The sequence below is a fragment of the Geodermatophilus saharensis genome (genome assembly GCF_900188205.1).
Taxonomy (GTDB): Bacteria; Actinomycetota; Actinomycetes; order Mycobacteriales; family Geodermatophilaceae; genus Geodermatophilus; species Geodermatophilus saharensis.
Genome location: NZ_FZOH01000005.1, coordinates 161,326 through 177,407 on the forward strand (window position 1 = coordinate 161,326; position 16,082 = coordinate 177,407).

Below are 16,082 nucleotides of genomic sequence, written 5' to 3' on the forward strand. Positions count from 1 at the left end.
ATCCCGGGTGTTCACCTGATGGACGCCGACGCCCGGCCAGCGCGTCCGGGTGAGCATCGACCAGTCCGTTCCCCCCGCAGCTGCGGGACGAGGGAGGCATCGCACGTGAAGTTGAGCAAGCGCCGGTCGGCGCTCGTCGCGACCGGTCTGTCGGCCGCGCTGCTGCTGACCGCCTGTGGCGGCGGCGACGACAGCGAGTCGGGCAGCGGCGGCGGCGGTGGTGAGGGTGGCACCTTCAGCATCTACATCGGCGAGCCCGAGAACCCGCTGATCCCGAGCAACACGACCGAGTCCGAGGGGCACCAGGTCATCTCCTCGCTCTGGACCGGTCTGGTGCAGTACGCCGCGGACGGTGCGGTCGAGTACACCGGCGTCGCCGAGTCGATCGAGTCCGAGGACAACACCACCTGGACCGTGACGCTCAAGGACGGCTGGACCTTCCACGACGGCACCCCGGTGAACGCCCAGTCGTTCGTCAACGCGTGGAACTGGGGCGCCTACAGCCCCAACGCCCAGGGCGCCTCGTACTTCTTCTCGAACATCCAGGGCTACGACGAGCTCCAGGCCCCGACCGACGCCGACGGCAACCCCACCGGTGAGCCCGCCGCCACCGAGATGAGCGGCCTGCAGGTCGTCGACGACCAGACCTTCACCGTCACGCTGGCCAGCCCGTTCGCCCAGTTCCCGGTGACCGTCGGCTACAACGCCTTCTACCCGCTGCCGGAGTCCTTCTTCGAGGACCCGGAGGCCTTCGGCACCCGGCCGGTCGGCAACGGCCCGTTCCAGGCGAGCGAGGACTTCGTCCCCGGCCAGGGCTTCACCGTCACCCGGTACGACGACTACGCCGGTGAGGAGGCCGCGAAGGCCGAGGAGGTCGAGTTCCGCGTCTACGCCGACCTGAACACCGGCCTCAACGACGTCGAGGCGGGCAACCTCGACGTGCTCCCGGACATGCCGCCGGACGCGCTCGCCGGGGCCGAGGACACCTTCGGTGACCGCTTCATCGAGGCGCCGTCGTCGGGCTTCACGTACATGGCGTTCCCGACCTACGACCCGCGCTACTCCGACAAGCGGGTCCGTCAGGCGCTGTCCATGGCCGTCGACCGCCAGGCGATCTCGGACGCGATCTTCAGCGGCAGCCGCACGGCCGCCGACGACGCCATCGCGCCGGTCGTCGACGGTTACCGCGAGGGCGCCTGCGAGTACTGCGCGCTCGACGTCGACCGGGCCAACCAGCTGCTCGACGAGGCCGGCTTCGACCGCAGCCAGCCGATCGAGCTGTGGTTCAACGCCGGTGCCGGCCACGACGCGTGGGTCGAGGCCGTCGGCAACCAGCTGCGCGAGAACCTCGGGATCGAGTACACCCTGCGCGGTGACCTCGACTTCTCGGAGTACCTGCCGCTGCAGGACGAGAAGGGCATGACCGGTCCGTTCCGGCTCGGCTGGAGCATGGACTACCCGAGCCCGCAGAACTACCTCGAGCCGCTGTACTCGACCGCGGCGCTCCCGCCGGCGGGCTCGAACGCCTCGTTCTACTCCAACCCGGAGTTCGACTCCCTCGTGCAGCAGGGCAACGGGGCGTCGGACAACGAGCAGGCGATCGAGCTGTACCAGCAGGCCGACGACATCCTGCTCGAGGACATGCCGATCATGCCGATGTTCTTCGACCTGGAGCAGGCGCTCCGCTCGGAGAACGTCAGCGACGTCGTCATCGACGTGTTCGGTGACATCGACGTCGCCGCGGTGACCGTCAACAGCTGACCCACGGTCCGCACCACCGCCCGCCGGGGGTGGCCGTCCCGCCACGGGACAGCCGCCCCCGGCGGCGCGTGTGTCCGGACAGGAGCACGATGAACCCGCGCCGGCGATCGTCACCGGCGCGCTCACCCGAGGGGGGACATGGGCCGCTACATAGCGCGCCGACTCCTGCTGACGATCCCCGTCCTGATCGGCGCCTCCTTCCTGATCTTCGCGCTGGTGTACGCCCTCCCGGGTGACCCCATCCGCGCGCTCGGGGGCGACCGTCCGCTCGCCCCGGCCGTGGTCGCGGAGCTGCGCGACGAGTTCAACCTCGACGACCCCCTGCCGGTCCAGTACGTCAAGTACCTCGGCGACCTGGTCCAGGGGGACTTCGGCACGGACTTCCGCGGCCGCGAGGTCATCGACACCATCGAGCAGCGCCTGCCGGTGACGATCCGGCTGACCATCGTGGCGATCGCCATCGAGACGGTCATCGGCATCATCGCCGGGCTCCTGGCCGGCATCCGGCGCAACGGGTTCCTCGACAACCTCGTGCTCGTCTCGAGCACGATCGTCGTGGCGATCCCGATCCTGGTGCTGGCCTTCGTCGCCCAGTACGTGCTCGGGGTCAAGGCCGGCTGGTTCCCCATCGCCGGCATCACGGAGGGCTGGTACAGCTACCTGCTCCCGGGCCTGGTGCTGGCGTCGGGTTCGCTCGCCTACGTCGCGCGGCTCACGCGCACGAGCGTGGCGGAGAACCTGCGGGCGGACTACGTCCGGACGGCGCGGGCCAAGGGCCTGCCCAACCGGACCGTGATCACCCGGCACACGCTGCGCAACAGCCTCATCCCGGTCGTCACCTTCATCGGCGCCGACATCGGCACCCTCATGGGCGGCGCCATCGTCACCGAGACGGTGTTCAACCTCCCCGGCATCGGCCGCGCGGTCTTCGACAGCGTCCAGGCCCAGGAGGGGGCGGTCGTCGTCGGCATCGTCACCCTGATGGTGTTCTTCTTCATCTTCTTCAACCTGGTCGTCGACGTGCTCTACGCCGTCCTCGACCCGAGGATCCGCTATGACTGACCAGCAGCAGGTGGACCTGCGCAAGGACGAGGTCGAGGCCGGGACGACGACGGGGCTGGCCAGTCCCTCGGTCGACGTCACCAACGAGCGGCAGAACAGCCTCTGGAGCGATGCCTGGGGCGAGCTCAAGCGCAACCCGCTCTTCTGGATCGGCGCCGTGTTCGGCCTGCTCTTCCTGCTGATGGCCATCGTCCCGCAGCTGTTCGCGCGGGGCGCCGATCCCCGCGCCTGCAGCCTGAGCAACAGCAACCAGAAGCCCTCGGCCGAGCACTGGTTCGGCTTCGACCAGCAGGGCTGCGACTACCTGGCCAACGTCGTCTACGGCGCGCGCAACTCGCTGATCATCGGCCTGCTCGCCGTCGCCGTCGTCCTGGTGCTCGGGGTCGTCGTCGGTGCCGTCTCCGGGTTCTACGGCGGCTGGGTCGACAGCCTGCTGAGCCGGCTGACCGACATCTTCTACGCGATCCCGTTCATCCTCGGCGCGATCGTGGTCCTGCGCAGCGGGATCCTCGGTCGGGGCGTCGTCGCCGTGGCGATCGCCCTGGCCGCCTTCGGCTGGATGACGGCGATGCGGCTGGTGCGCTCCCAGGTCATCGCGGTGAAGAGCTCCGACTACGTGGCGGCCGCCCGCGCGATGGGCGCCTCCAACGGCCGCATCCTGCTGCGGCACATCCTCCCCAACGCGGTCGCGCCGGTGCTCGTCTACACGACGATCACCATCGGCGTGCTCATCGCCGCCGAGGCGACCCTGACCTTCCTCGGCGTGGGGCTGCAGCGGCCGGCGATCTCCTGGGGCCTGCAGATCGAGAACGGCCAGTCGCTGCTGCGCACCGCGCCCCACCTGGTGCTCTTCCCGAGCATCGTTCTGACCGTGACCGTGATGGCGTTCGTGATGATGGGCGACGCCCTGCGCGACGCCCTCGACCCGAGGCAGCGCGCATGACCAACCTCGACCTGTCCAAGCCCACGTCCGACGCCGCCCCGGCCGGCACCCCGCTGCTCGACGTCGACGACCTGCGCGTGGAGTTCCGCACGCGCACGGGCACCGTGCACGCCGTCAACGGCGTGAGCTACAGCCTGGCGGCGGGGGAGACCCTGGCCATCCTCGGCGAGTCGGGGTCGGGCAAGTCGGTGTCCGCCCAGGCGATCATGGGGATCCTCGAGACCCCGCCGGCGGTCATCAGCGGCGGCGGCATCTGGTTCGAGGGCCGCAACGTGCTGGAGATGTCGGCCGAGGACCAGCGCAAGGTCCGCGGCCCCGGCATCTCGATGATCTTCCAGGACGCGCTGTCGTCGCTGAACCCCGTCTACAGCGTCGGGTTCCAGATCGGCGAGATGTTCCGGGCGCACCGGGGGATGTCGCGGAAGGAGGCCCGCAAGCGCGCCGTCGAGCTGATGGACCGCGTGCGGATCCCCGCCGCGGCCCGCCGCGTCGACGACTACCCGCACCAGTTCTCCGGGGGCATGCGCCAGCGCGTCATGATCGCCATGGCGATCGCGCTGGACCCGCGCATCCTCATCGCCGACGAGCCGACCACCGCCCTCGACGTCACCGTGCAGGCGCAGGTCATGGACCTGCTCAAGGACCTGCAGCGGGAGACGGGCATGGGGCTGATCCTCATCACCCACGACCTCGGCGTGGTCAACGAGGTGGCCGACAACGTCGCCGTCATGTACGCCGGCGAGATCGTCGAGCGGGGTACCGTCGACGACGTCTTCACCCGCCCCGCGCACCCCTACACCGAGGGGCTCATGGGGTCGGTGCCCCAGGTCGAGGCCAAGGGCGGGCGGCTGCAGCCGATCGCCGGCCAGCCGCCGAACCTGGCGCGCATCCCGAGCGGCTGCCCGTTCCACCCGCGCTGCGCCCGCCGGCGGCTCGGTGCCGAGGCCGCTCCGGGCCGCGAGTGCTCGACCGACGTCCCGCCGCTGCGGCTGGTCGTCCCGGGGCGCGAGGCGGCCTGCCACTACAGCGAGGAGGTTCTCGGTGTCCGAGCCCCGTGAGCACGGCGCCACCGCGGCGTCGTCCCTGTCGAAGCCGGCTCCCACCCCGGTGGCCCCGACGCTGGAGGAGCCCGCGGCGTCCGGCGCGCGCGGCCCGCTGGGCGACACGCTGCTGGAGGTCAGGGGGCTGCAGAAGCACTTCCCGCTGACCCAGGGCATCGTCTTCAAGCGCACGATCGGCCACGTCCGCGCCGTCGACGGCGTCGACCTGACGCTGCGCCGCGGCGAGACGGTGGGCCTGGTCGGCGAGTCCGGCTGCGGCAAGTCGACGGTGTCGAAGCTGATCGTCGCGCTGGAGCGGCCGACGGCCGGGTCGATCCTCTACAAGGGCAAGGACGTCGCCCGCATGGGCGGGCGCGCGCTCAAGGAGTACCGGCGCGAGGTCCAGATCATCTTCCAGGACCCCTACGCCTCGCTGAACCCGCGGATGACCGTCGGCGACATCGTGGCCGAGGGCTGGGCGGTGCACGACGACGTCGCGCCGAAGAAGGGCCGGCTCAAGCGCACCCAGGAGCTGCTCGACCGCGTCGGTCTCAACCCCGACTACGTCAACCGCTACCCGCACCAGTTCTCCGGCGGCCAGCGGCAGCGCATCGGCATCGCCCGCGCGCTGGCGCTGCAGCCGGAGGTCATCGTCTGCGACGAGCCGGTGTCGGCGCTCGACGTCTCGGTGCAGGCGCAGGTGGTCAACCTGCTCGAGGACCTGCAGGACGAGTTCGGCCTGTCCTACCTGTTCATCGCCCACGACCTGTCGGTGGTGCGGCACATCTCCGACCGCGTCGCGGTGATGTACCTCGGCAGCATCGTCGAGGAGGGCACCGACGAGCAGGTGTACGCCTCGCCGTCGCACCCCTACACGCAGGCGCTGCTGTCGTCGGTGCCGCTGCACGAGCCGCACCTGCGCGGGCAGAAGGACCGGATCCTGCTGCAGGGCGACGTGCCCAGCCCCGCGGACCCGCCGTCGGGCTGCCGGTTCCGCACCCGCTGCTGGAAGGCGCAGGACGTCTGCGCCACCGAGGCGCCGGCGCTGGTCGACCGCGGGCAGGGCCACCCGAGCGCCTGCCACTTCGCCGAGGCCCGGATGGTCGTCCCCGTCGACGCCGAGTAGCACCCCGCACCCCGACGGCGCGGTGGCCACCTCCCGGGGTGGTCACCGCGCCGTCGTCGTGTCCGGGCACGGTGGGAGACTGTGCGCCCGTGACCGCTGACCGCCGCCTGCTGCTGGTGCACGCCCACCCCGACGACGAGACGATCAACAACGGCGCCACCATGGCCCGCTACGTCGCCGAGGGCGCCCGGGTCACGCTGCTCACCTGCACGCTGGGCGAGGAGGGCGAGGTCCTCGTCCCCGAGCTCGAGCTGCTCGGCCCCGAGCACGCCGACCAGCTCGGCGGGTACCGCATCGGCGAGCTGCGGGCGGCCATGGACGCGCTGGGCGTCACCGACTGGCGCTTCCTCGGCGGCCCCGGCCGCTACCGGGACTCCGGGATGATGGGGACGCCGGCCAACACGCGGGGCCGGGCGTTCTGGAACGCCGGCCTCGACGAGGCCGTGGCCCACGCGGTCGCCGTCGTCCGGGAGGTCCGGCCGCAGGTCGTCGTCACCTACGACGAGAACGGCGGCTACGGCCACCCCGACCACATCCAGGCCCACCGGGTCGCGATGGCCGCCGTCGAGGCCGCCGCCGACCCCGGCCACCGCCCCGACCTGGGCGAGGCGTGGGACGTCGCCAAGGTCTACTGGTGCTGCGTCCCGCGCTCGGTGCTGCAGCGGGGCGCCGAGGCGATGGCGGCGCTGGGCGAGGACTCGCCGTTCGACCGGCTCGGCGACGTCGACGACATCCCCTTCGCCGTCCCCGACGAGCAGGTCACCGCCGCCGTCGACGGCCGGGCCCACGCCGGCGCGAAGGAGGCGGCCATGCGCGCGCACGCCACCCAGATCACGGTCGACGGGCCGTTCTTCGCGCTGTCGAACAACCTCGGCCAGGAGGTCCTCGGCGTCGAGTACTACCGGCTCGTCCGCGGGCAGCGCGGCCCGGCCGGGGACGCGCCGAACGGGTGGGAGGACGACCTGTTCGCCGGCCTGCCCGGATGACGCGGGCCGCCGCGCTGGCCGCCGCGGCGGTCGCGGCGGTGGCCGTCTCGGGGTGGCTGGCGCTGGTCCAGGTGTTCTGGCTGCCGCTGCGGGTCGCCGGGGTCCTGGTGCCGCTGTCGGTCCTCGCCGCGCTCGTCGGCAACCCGCTGCTGGTGACGCTCACCCACCGGCTCACCGGCTCGCGCGTCGTCGCCGTCCTCCCGGCGGTGACCTGGCTGGCGATCGCCCTGGCCGCCACGTCCCGCCGCCCCGAGGGCGACCTGGTCGCCGTCGGCACCGGCGGGCTGGGCACCGTCACGCTCGCCTTCCTCGGCCTGGGCGTGGTCGGGGCCGCCCTCGCCGTCGGCCGGGTGGTCGCCACCCCCCGCCCTCAGGCGTCCTCGGGCGCCCAGCGGTAGTGGTAGCGGTGGTGCTCGACGTACCCGGCACCGCGGTACAGCGCCCGCGCCGGCGCGTTCGACGCCGCCACCTGCAGGTACACCCAGTGCGCCCCCTGCCCGGCGCCCCACCGGGTGAGCGCGCCCATGACGGCGGTGGCCAGTCCGCGACGGCGGTGCTGCCCGGCCACGGTCAGCGCGGCGACGCCGAGCCAGTCGTCGGTCACCACCCCGCGGGCGACGGCGACCGGCTCCCCACCGGGCTCGGGGCGCACCGCCGCGAAGACGACCCGCCCGGCGTTGGTGAGCACCGCGCGGGCGGCCGGAGACGCCTCGCGGTAGGCGGCCAGCCAGGCGTCGTCCGGGGCGGGCGCCAGCTCCACCGGCACGTCGTCGGCGGCGCCGGGCACCAGTGGCGCCGTCAGTACGAGGACGTCCTCGCCGCGCTCCCACCCGGCGGCGGCGAGGGCGGCGTCGACGGGGCGGGACGCCACGCCCGGCAGCTGCACGCCCGGCCGCAGTCCGCGGGCGCGGTACCAGGCGCCGACGGCGTCCGCCGCCTCCCCGAGCGGCAGCCCGGGGTCGCCGGTGACCAGCGCGGTGTTGGCCCGGCCGGTGAAGCCGCCGGCCGCGCGCAGCAGCCACCCGCCCAGCGCCTCCTCCTCCGGCGCGCGCCAGCCGCGGGCCGCGACCCGCTCGAGCTCGGCGACCCCCAGCGGCGAGCGGCTCTGTCCCATGCCGGCGATCCTGCGCGGTGCCCACGGGCGTCCTCCGACGGGGTCGCACCGCCCGACCCGTCGCGCCCGGCGCCGCGGTACGGGGCCATACTGACGGGCGACACGCGCGAGCCCGGCCGCGAGCCGGGGCGCTGCCCGCACGTCCCCCGGGAGGACCCACCGTGACCTACGTGATCACCCAGGCCTGCGTCGACGTCCTCGACAAGGCGTGCATCGACGAGTGTCCGGTGGACTGCATCTACGAGGGCGACCGGATGCTCTACATCCACCCCGACGAGTGCGTCGACTGCGGTGCCTGCGAGCCGGTCTGCCCGGTGGAGGCCATCTACTACGAGGACGACGTCCCCGACAAGTGGAAGGACTTCTACAACGCCAACGTGGAGTTCTTCTCCGACCTGGGCAGCCCCGGCGGCGCGGCCAAGACCGGCCGGGTCGGCAAGGACCACCCGCTGGTGGCGGCCCTGCCGCCGCAGGGCGAGGGACACTGACCACCACGGCGGCGGGGCGGGTGGCCGGCCGGCTGCCCGACTTCCCCTGGGACAGCCTCGAGGCCGCCCGCGCCCGGGCCGCGCAGCACCCGGGCGGGCTGGTCGACCTGTCCATCGGGACGCCGGTCGACCCCACGCCCGACGTCCTGCGCACCGCGCTGGCCGCGGCGGGCGACTCCCCGGGCTACCCCATGGCCCTGGGCACCCGTGAGCTGCGCACCGCCGCCGCCGGGTGGCTGCAGCGCCGCCTCGGGGTGACCCTGGCCGACCCGCTCGGCGCCGACCCGTCGGTGGTGCCCACGATCGGCTCCAAGGAGCTCGTGGCGCTGATGCCCACGCTGCTCGGGCTGCACGAGGGCACGATGGTCATCCCGGAGGTCGCCTACCCGACCTACGAGGTCGGCGCGGTGCTGGCCGGGCTGGCGGTGCGCCGCACCGACACCCCGCCCGACGACGCCGCCGGGATCGTCCTGGTGTGGCTGAACTCCCCGGGCAACCCGCACGGCCGGGTGCTGTCCGACGGCGAGCTGCGCGCCTGGGCGGCCTGGGGCCGGGCGCACGGCGTGCCGGTGGTCGCCGACGAGTGCTACGCCACCCTCGGCTGGGAGGTGCAGCCGCGGTCGCTGCTGCACCCCGCCGTCGCCGGCGACGACCACACCGGCCTGCTCGCCGTGCACTCGCTGTCCAAGCAGTCGACGGCGGCCGGCTACCGCGCCGGGCTGCTCTCCGGGGACCCGCTGCTGGTCCGCCGGATCTGGGAGGTGCGCCGCCACCTCGGCCTGCTGGTGCCGGGCCCCGTGCAGGCGGCCATGACCGCCGCGCTCGACGACGACGCCCACGTAGACGCCCAGCGCGAGCGGTACCGCCGCCGCCGGGAGCGGCTGGCCGCGGCGGTCCGCGCCACCGGCGCCCGGATCGACCACTCCGAGGCCGGCCTCTACCTGTGGGTCACCCGCGACGAGGACTGCTGGACGACGGTCGACTGGCTGGCGGGCCTGGGCATCGTCCCGGCGCCCGGCTCCTTCTACGGCCCGGCCGGGGCCCGGCACGTGCGGATGGCGCTCACGGCCGGTGACGAGCGCATCGACGCCGCCGTCGCCCGCCTGACCGCGTAGCGGCGCCGCGGGCCCCACCAGCCGCGGGCCCACTAGTGGCCCGCAAGTGGGCGCCGGTCGGCCGCCAGAGGGTCGCAAGACCCCGGGGCCACGGTGGTCCCAGCCGCCGGGCAGCCCGCCCGGCCCCGCCGCGGAGGCCCGCCGTGTTCCTCGTCGTGTTCCTGCTCGTCCCCGTCCTCGCCCTCGTCGCGCTCGTCGCTGTCGAGGCCCACCTGCACCGCAACCGCAGCCTCGCCGGCGCCGCCGGCATGCCGGCGCCCTTCGACCGGCCGGAGCTCCACGGCAAGGGCCGCAACCGGGTGCACTGACCGGTCAGCCGCAGGGACCCTCCGCACGGGCGAGCGCTGCCGTCAGGGCGATCGCCAGGTCCTCGTGCTGCTGGTAGGCCTCCGGGAAGCCGGAGCGCTGGACCCACTGCGCGGCGTCGGTCAGCCGCATGGTCTCCCAGCCGGGGACCTGCACCAGGCCGTCGTAGAACTCCCCCGCCGCGTAGACCGGGTCCTGCACCTGCGCCGGCGTCCCCCAGCCCTGCGACGGGCGCTGCTGGAACAGGCCGAGGGAGTCGCGGTCGCCGTGGTCGAGGTTGCGCAGCGTCGACTCCTGCATCGCCGTGGCCAGCGCGATGACGGTGGCCCGCTCGGGCAGCCCGCGCTCGCGGGCGACGTCGGCGATGGTCCGCGCGTTGGCCCACTGCTCCGCCGAGAGGGTCACCGAGGTCGACGGCACGGTGCACAGCCCGGTCGGCACCGGGTCCTGCGAGCCGTCGGCCCGCCAGGCCAGGGCCAGGACCATCGCGATCCCCAGGACCATCGCCGGCCACCAGTGGCGCAGCGCCCACGGGCCGGCCGACCGTCGCCGCCCGGCCGGGGCCCGCGTGGCCGCGGGGCGCCGCGCCGGGGCCCGCTTCGCCGCGGGCCGGCGGGCGGCGGGGCGCGAGCCGGTCCGTGCGCTGGTCATCGCCGTCGACTCTAGGTCGGCCCCCGGACGGGTGACCGGAGGTCCGCGGACCGGCGAGGCGCACCGGCGGACGCGCCGTCCCCGCTAGCGTGTGCCCGCCGCCCGACACCTCGAGGAGTACCGCCATGGCCGACGTCCTGCTCCCCGGGGTCACCGCCACCCGGGTCCCCACCGCCCGCCTGGTGCAGAACGTGCTGCACCCCGAGGGCACCGACCCCGCCGGACCGGGCGAGGCGGTGCTGTTCGTGCACGGCAACGTGAGCTCGGCGCTGTTCTGGCAGCCGACGCTGCGGACGCTGCACGAGACCGGCCGGCACCGCGTGCTCGCCGTCGACCTGCGCGGCTACGGCGACACCGACCCGCTGCCGATCGACGCCGGCCGCGGCGTGCGCGACTGGTCCGACGACCTGGCCGCGCTCGTCGACGCGCTGGGCCTGGACCGGGTGCACCTGGTCGGCTGGAGCATGGGCGCCGGCGTCGTCCTGCAGCACCTGCTCGACGCGCCGTCGCGGGTGGCCTCGGTGACCCTGGTCGCTCCGGTGTCGCCGTTCGGCTTCGGCGGGACCGCCGGGCCGGAGGGCCGCCGGCTGGGTGGCGACGGCGCGGGCTCGGGCGGGGGAGCGGCCAACCCGGAGTTCGTGGCGGCGCTGGCCGCCGGGGACACCTCCGACGCCGCGCCGACCAGCCCCCGCTCGATCCTGCGTGCGTTCTACGTGGCGCCGGGGTCGCTGCCGCTGGACCCGGCCCTCGAGGACGTGTTCGTCGCCGCGATGCTGTCCACCCGCACCGGCGAGGACCACTACCCGGGCGACGCGGTCCCCAGCGACACGTGGCCCGGGACGGCGCCGGGACGCCGCGGGGTGCTCAACACGATGGCGCCGACCGTCTTCGACGTCTCGGGGATCGTCGACTCGCCGGTCCGGCCGCCGGTGCTGTGGGTGCGCGGCGACGCCGACGCGATCGTCTCCGACACCTCGGCGTTCGACCTGGCGTTCCTGGGGCAGCTGGGCGCGGTGCCCGGCTGGCCCGGCGCGGAGGTCTGCCCCCCGCAGCCGATGGTCGCCCAGACCCGCGCGGTGCTCGACCGGTACGCGGCCGCCGGCGGCGCCTACCGGGAGGTCGTGCTGCCCGGCGTCGGGCACTCCCCGCACGTCGAGCGGCCGCAGGAGTTCGCCGTCGCGCTGCTGGAGCACCTCGACGCGACGGCGCCCGCCGACCTCGCCTGACGCGGGGCGGGAACGTCCCACCGGTGCGGCTCCCGGGAGGACGATCCCTGCGGGAGGGCGCATGGACGGGATGCGGGAGCGCGTCGCCGGGGTCTTCGACCGGGCGGCGCCGACGTACGACGCCGTGGGCGTCGCGATGTTCGGCCCGATCGCCGAGCGGCTGGTCGCGGAGCTGGACCCCCGGCCGGGGGAGCGGGTCCTCGACGTCGGCTGCGGGCGGGGTGCGGTACTGGTGCGCGCCGCGGCGCGGGTGGGCCCGACCGGGTCGGTGACGGGTGTGGACCTGGCGCCGGGGATGGTCGAGCGGGCGCGGGCGGCGGCCGAGGCGACCGGGGTCCCGGCCGACGTGCGGATCGCCGACGCCGAGGACCCCGGTGGCGGCCCCTACGACGTCGTCGCCTCGTCGCTGGTGCTGTTCTTCCTCCCCGATCCCGCCGCGGCGCTGCGGGCCTGGCGGTCGCTGCTGGTCGACGGCGGCCGGGTCGGGGTGACGACGTTCGGCCCCTACGACGAGGCGTGGCGCGACGTCGACGCCGTCTTCACCCCCTACCTGCCGCCGCAGCTGCGGGACGCGCGCACGAGCGGCGCGAGCGGGCCCTTCTCCTCCGACGCCGGCGTCGAGGACCTGCTGCGCGGCGCCGGCTTCGGGGACCTGCGCACCACCCACCTCACCGTGCCGGTGCGCTTCACCGACGAGGACCACTGGCACACCTGGTCGTGGTCGGTCGGTCAGCGGGCCTTCTGGGAGCTGGTGCCCGAGGACGAGCGGGACGCCGTCCGGGCGGAGGTCTACCGGCGCCTGCGGCGCTGCCGCCACGACGACGGGCGCATCGGCTTCGACCAGGACGTCCGCGTCACGCTCGGCCGGACCTGATGCCCCGGGGGTGCCTTTGTCGCGCTATTGGCACCTCGGGGCGGTGCCAATAGCGCGACAAAGGCACCCCCAGGGCGTCAGTTGGCGTGCAGAGCGGCGTTGAGCTCGCCCCAGGTGCCCGTGCGGGGCAGCGCCTCCAGCGCGCCGGTGACGCTGTTGCGGCGGAACAGCAGGCCGTCGCGGCCGGAGAGCTCGCGGGCCTTGACCACGGAGCCGTCGGGCAGGGTCACCCGCGAGCCGGCGGTGACGTAGCAGCCGGCCTCGACGACGCAGTCGTCGCCGAGGGAGATGCCGATGCCGGCGTTCGCGCCGAGCAGGCAGCCGCGGCCGATGGACACGACCTCCTTGCCGCCGCCGGACAGCGTCCCCATGATCGAGGCGCCGCCGCCGACGTCGCTGTCGGCGCCGACGACGACGCCCGCGCTGATGCGTCCCTCCACCATCGACGGGCCCAGCGTGCCGGCGTTGTAGTTGACGAAGCCCTCGTGCATGACCGTCGTCCCCTCGGCCAGGTGCGCGCCCAGCCGCACCCGGTCGGCGTCGGCGACCCGCACGCCCGGCGGGACGACGTAGTCGACCATCCGCGGGAACTTGTCCACCGACAGCACGGTCAGGCTGCCGTGGGCGGCCCGCAGCACCGCGCGGCGGGCCGGGGTGAGCTCGGTGGCCAGCACCGGCCCGGCGCTGGTCCAGGCGACGTTGGCCAGCAGCCCGAAGACGCCGTCGGTGTCGACCTCGTGCGGGCGCACCAGCCGGTGCGAGAGCAGGTGCAGCCGCAGGTAGACGTCGTGGGTGTCGGCCGGCGGGGCGGCGAGGTCGGCGATGGTGGTCCGGACGCCGACCACCTGCACGCCGCGGGCGTCGTCGGTGCGCACCAGGCCCGAGAACTCCGGGCCGAGCTCGCCCTCCAGCTCCAGGGTGCCCAGCTGCTGCGTGCCCGACGGCCCCTCGCCGCCCAGCGCGGGCGCGGGGTACCAGGTGTCGAGGACGGTGCCGGAGGTGGTGACGGTCGCGAGACCGGCGGCGACGGCGGAGCGGGCGGGAGCGGTCACGCGCCCGACGCTACCGAGCGCACTCCGCCGGCTGCCGGGCCGCCGTGCCCGCTGTGCCCCCCGCCGTGACCGGGGGCCGCGGGGCCCGGGCGCCGACGACGGCGCCGAGCAGGCTGAGCACCGCCACGCTGACCAGTGCCCACCGCAGGGTGACGACCTCGGCGAGCAGGCCGATCAGCGGCGGCCCGGCGAGGAACCCCGCGTAGCCGATCACCGACACCGCCGACACCCCGCGGCCGCCGGGGACCACCTCGGCGCCGCCCTGCATGGCGACCGGGAACGCGGTGGCCAGGCCCAGGCCGGTCAGGCCGAAGCCGACCAGCGCCGCCCCGGGGCTGGCCGCCACGACGGCGAGCAGCACGCCGGCGGTGGCCAGCACCCCCGAGCCGGCCAGCGCGCGGGCCCGCCCGACCCGGGCGAGCAGCCACTCCCCGGCCAGCCGGGCCACGGTCATGCTCAGCGCGAAGGCGGCGTAGCCCAGCGCGGCCAGGCCGTCGCCCGCGCCGGCCTCGTCGCGGAGGAACAGCGCCGTCCAGTCGGCCATCGCGCCCTCGCTGAAGGCGGCGAACAACGCGATCAGGCCGAACACCCAGATCCCGCGGTGCCGCCACGCGCTGCCGCCGGCGGACCCCTCCGGGCGCTCCTCGGGCTCGTCGGCCGGCAGCCGGGAGGCCACGGCCACGACGCCGGCCGCGGCCACCGCGCCGACCAGGCCCAGGTGCACCGCCGGCGGCACCCCGGCCCCGGCGGCGAGGGCCCCGGTGCCGGCGCCCGCCAGCCCACCGAGGCTGAACGCCGCGTGGAACGAGGGCATGAGCGGTCGTCCCGAGCTGCGCACGACCTGCACCGCCCCGACGTTCATCGCCACGTCGAGGACCCCGAAGACGGCGCCGTAGACGAACAGCACGGCCCCGAGCGCGACGACGTCGGTCACGTGTCCCGGCAGGGTGACCGCGGCCGCCGTCGCCAGGCCGGTGACCACGGTGACCCGGGCCGAGCCGTACCGGTCGACGGCCCGGCCCGCCAGGGACATGGCGAGGATCGAGCCGACGGCGATGCACAGCAGAGCCAGCCCCAGCGCGCCCGGTGTGGCGCCGGTGCGGTCGCTCACCGCCGGGATCCGGGTGACCCAGTTGGCGAACACCACGCCGTTGAGGAAGAAGACGGCGGAGACGGCGGCGCGAGCGCCCGCGACCTGCTCTCTGGATCGATCCAGAACCATGCTGCCAGCGTAGGTCGTAACCTGCCGCCGTGCCACGACGACCGACCCTGCGCGACCTCGCGGCCGCGGCCGGGGTCAGCCGCTCGACGGCGTCGAACGCCTACAACCGGCCCGACCAGCTCAGCGGCGAGGTGCGGGAGCGGGTGCTGGCCACCGCGGCCCGGATCGGCTACCCCGGGCCGAGCCCGGCGGGCAGCGCGCTGCGCCGCGGCCGGTCCGGCTCGCTGGGCGTGCTGCTCGGCGACCGGCTCGGCTACGCCTTCAGCGACCCCGCCGCCGCGGTCTTCCTCGACGGGCTGGCCGAGGCGGTCGAGGACGAGGGCCTGGCGCTGCTCGTCCTGCCCGGCGCCCGCACCGGTGGCGGGCCGCCACCCGAGGCGGTGCGCTCGGCCGTCGTGGACGCCGTCGTCGCCTACTCCCTGCCCGACGGCGACCCCGCGCTGGCCGCCGTCCGCGAGCGCGGGCTGCCGCTGGTCACCGTCGACCAGCCCGACCTGCGCGGCGTCCCCGGCGTCCGGGTCGACGACGAGGCCGGCGCGCGGGCGGTCGCCGAACACGTGCTGGGCCTGGGCCACCGGCGGCTGGCGGTGGTCGCCTTCGAGCTGTCCGCGGACGGGGCGGAGGGACCGGCCGACGCCGCCCGCCAGCAGCACGCCACCTTCACCGTCACCCGCGACCGGCTGGCCGGGTACCGGGCCGCGGTCGAGGCGGCCGGGCTCGACTGGGCCGACGTGCCGGTGCACGAGTGCGCGCACAACACCCACGCCGACGGCGTCCGCGCCCTGCCAGCGCTGCTCCCCGGCCGGCCGACGGCGGTGCTGGCGATGAGCGACGAGCTGGCGCTGGGCGTCGTGCAGGCCGCCGCGGACGCCGGTCTGGCCGTGCCCGGCGACCTCACGGTGACCGGCTTCGACGACACCCCGGCCGCCGCACGTGCCGGGCTGACCACCGTGCGCCAGCCGCTGCGGGACAAGGGCCTCCTGGTCGGCGAGCAGCTGCTGGCGCTGCTCGCCGGTGAGGACCCGCAGCCGGCGACCCTGCCGACCGAGCTGGTCGTGCGGGGCTCGAGCGCCCCGCCCGGCGCCGTGCCGCGGTCCCCGGCTCCCCGGCCGTAGG

17 protein-coding genes are annotated in these 16,082 nt (G+C 75.0%); 13 read left to right on the top strand and 4 right to left on the bottom strand.

The window, feature by feature from the left end; genetic code table 11:
* Nucleotides 1-105 precede the first annotated feature (105 nt).
* From CHC04_RS14105 to CHC04_RS14135, 7 genes are all read left to right on the top strand, one after another.
* Nucleotides 106-1,761: a peptide ABC transporter substrate-binding protein gene (locus tag CHC04_RS14105; RefSeq protein ID WP_217897366.1), complete on the top strand. Its 1,656-nt coding sequence runs from the start codon at nt 106-108 to the stop codon at nt 1,759-1,761.
* A gap of 138 nt (nt 1,762-1,899) precedes the next feature.
* A complete protein-coding gene (locus tag CHC04_RS14110) occupies nt 1,900-2,823 on the top strand; it encodes an ABC transporter permease (protein ID WP_089404590.1) in 924 nt (307 codons plus the stop codon).
* On the top strand, nt 2,816-3,766 hold the full coding sequence (locus tag CHC04_RS14115; protein WP_089404591.1) for an ABC transporter permease: 951 nt from the start codon (nt 2,816-2,818) through the stop codon (nt 3,764-3,766). The genes CHC04_RS14110 and CHC04_RS14115 overlap by 8 nt, the downstream gene beginning before the upstream one ends.
* Nucleotides 3,763-4,824, top strand: a complete 1,062-nt coding sequence (locus CHC04_RS14120; RefSeq protein WP_089404592.1) for an ABC transporter ATP-binding protein — start codon at nt 3,763-3,765, stop codon at nt 4,822-4,824. The genes CHC04_RS14115 and CHC04_RS14120 overlap by 4 nt, the downstream gene beginning before the upstream one ends.
* Nucleotides 4,808-5,932 (top strand): ABC transporter ATP-binding protein, encoded by a 1,125-nt coding sequence (locus CHC04_RS14125; protein ID WP_245817204.1) that lies wholly within the window; start codon nt 4,808-4,810, stop codon nt 5,930-5,932. Before CHC04_RS14120 ends, CHC04_RS14125 begins: the two co-directional genes overlap by 17 nt.
* A gap of 89 nt (nt 5,933-6,021) precedes the next feature.
* Nucleotides 6,022-6,918, top strand: coding sequence for an N-acetyl-1-D-myo-inositol-2-amino-2-deoxy-alpha-D-glucopyranoside deacetylase (gene mshB, locus CHC04_RS14130; protein WP_089404593.1), 897 nt, complete (start codon nt 6,022-6,024; stop codon nt 6,916-6,918).
* The gene (locus CHC04_RS14135; RefSeq protein ID WP_089404594.1) at nt 6,915-7,316 is read left to right on the top strand and encodes a hypothetical protein; all 402 of its coding nucleotides are present in this window, start codon (nt 6,915-6,917) and stop codon (nt 7,314-7,316) included. Before mshB ends, CHC04_RS14135 begins: the two co-directional genes overlap by 4 nt.
* On the opposite strand, the gene CHC04_RS14140 is transcribed toward CHC04_RS14135, so the two are convergent.
* Nucleotides 7,289-8,032, bottom strand: a complete 744-nt coding sequence (locus CHC04_RS14140) for a GNAT family N-acetyltransferase (RefSeq protein ID WP_089404595.1) — start codon at nt 8,030-8,032, stop codon at nt 7,289-7,291. The two genes, CHC04_RS14135 and CHC04_RS14140, sit on opposite strands and share 28 nt — an antisense overlap.
* A 161-nt stretch (nt 8,033-8,193) precedes the next feature.
* Between CHC04_RS14140 and fdxA the strand changes: the two genes are divergently transcribed.
* The 3 genes from fdxA to CHC04_RS24220 all read left to right on the top strand — a co-directional run bounded on the left by fdxA (nt 8,194) and on the right by CHC04_RS24220 (nt 9,943).
* Complete coding sequence (gene fdxA, locus CHC04_RS24600; protein WP_089404596.1) at nt 8,194-8,520, top strand: ferredoxin; 327 nt, start codon at nt 8,194-8,196, stop codon at nt 8,518-8,520.
* Nucleotides 8,521-8,540: 20 nt separating this feature from the next.
* Nucleotides 8,541-9,635, top strand: coding sequence for a succinyldiaminopimelate transaminase (gene dapC, locus CHC04_RS14150; RefSeq protein ID WP_245817206.1), 1,095 nt, complete (start codon nt 8,541-8,543; stop codon nt 9,633-9,635).
* Nucleotides 9,636-9,778: 143 nt separating this feature from the next.
* Complete coding sequence (locus CHC04_RS24220; protein ID WP_176450009.1) at nt 9,779-9,943, top strand: hypothetical protein; 165 nt, start codon at nt 9,779-9,781, stop codon at nt 9,941-9,943.
* Between the two features lie 4 nt (nt 9,944-9,947).
* Here the strand turns inward: CHC04_RS24220 and CHC04_RS25335 are convergent, their stop codons facing one another.
* Nucleotides 9,948-10,592 (bottom strand): hypothetical protein, encoded by a 645-nt coding sequence (locus tag CHC04_RS25335; protein ID WP_176450010.1) that lies wholly within the window; start codon nt 10,590-10,592, stop codon nt 9,948-9,950.
* A gap of 125 nt (nt 10,593-10,717) precedes the next feature.
* Between CHC04_RS25335 and CHC04_RS14160 the strand changes: the two genes are divergently transcribed.
* Together CHC04_RS14160 and CHC04_RS14165 are read left to right on the top strand one after the other, a co-directional pair.
* Nucleotides 10,718-11,818: an alpha/beta fold hydrolase gene (locus tag CHC04_RS14160; RefSeq protein WP_089404598.1), complete on the top strand. Its 1,101-nt coding sequence runs from the start codon at nt 10,718-10,720 to the stop codon at nt 11,816-11,818.
* A 61-nt stretch (nt 11,819-11,879) separates the two neighbouring features.
* The gene (locus CHC04_RS14165) at nt 11,880-12,692 is read left to right on the top strand and encodes a class I SAM-dependent methyltransferase (RefSeq protein WP_089404599.1); all 813 of its coding nucleotides are present in this window, start codon (nt 11,880-11,882) and stop codon (nt 12,690-12,692) included.
* Nucleotides 12,693-12,769: 77 nt separating this feature from the next.
* Here the strand turns inward: CHC04_RS14165 and dapD are convergent, their stop codons facing one another.
* Both dapD and CHC04_RS14175 read right to left on the bottom strand, forming a co-directional pair.
* Nucleotides 12,770-13,744, bottom strand: coding sequence for a 2,3,4,5-tetrahydropyridine-2,6-dicarboxylate N-succinyltransferase (gene dapD, locus CHC04_RS14170; protein ID WP_089404600.1), 975 nt, complete (start codon nt 13,742-13,744; stop codon nt 12,770-12,772).
* Between the two features lie 10 nt (nt 13,745-13,754).
* Nucleotides 13,755-14,966, bottom strand: a complete 1,212-nt coding sequence (locus CHC04_RS14175; RefSeq protein WP_089404601.1) for an MFS transporter — start codon at nt 14,964-14,966, stop codon at nt 13,755-13,757.
* A gap of 29 nt (nt 14,967-14,995) precedes the next feature.
* Between CHC04_RS14175 and CHC04_RS14180 the strand changes: the two genes are divergently transcribed.
* Nucleotides 14,996-16,081, top strand: a complete 1,086-nt coding sequence (locus CHC04_RS14180; RefSeq protein WP_089404602.1) for a LacI family DNA-binding transcriptional regulator — start codon at nt 14,996-14,998, stop codon at nt 16,079-16,081.
* The last annotated feature ends 1 nt before the right edge of the window (nt 16,082 follow it).